Here is a 250-nt window from a genome sequence, read left to right as displayed (position 1 = left end):
CCGAGGGCCTGTCCAAATTGCGCCCTGCGTTCAAAAAAGACGGTACCGTAACCGCCGCTAACTCCTCGACCATCAACGATGGTGCAGCCGCCGTTATGGTGTGCAGCGCTGAGAAAGCAAAAGAACTGGGCTTAACCGTACTCGCCACCATCAAAGCACAGTCCAGTGCTGGTGTAGACCCCACTATTATGGGCACCGGCCCGATTCCTGCGAGCAAACGCTGCCTGAAACTGGCGGGCTGGGATGTGAG

At 57.6% G+C, this 250-nt stretch carries 1 pseudogene; it reads left to right on the top strand.

Features of this window, described 5'->3' with window-relative positions:
• Positions 1-250: pseudogene (locus AAEY55_RS18520) on the top strand (acetyl-CoA C-acyltransferase); the annotation flags it as partial.

This window comes from Pseudoalteromonas sp. 120-MNA-CIBAN-0494, from assembly GCF_040308885.1.
Classification (GTDB): Bacteria; Pseudomonadota; Gammaproteobacteria; order Enterobacterales; family Alteromonadaceae; genus Pseudoalteromonas; species Pseudoalteromonas nigrifaciens.
The sequence above is the reverse complement of the archived record's forward strand: the minus strand, read 5'-3'. Positions and strand labels throughout refer to the sequence as shown.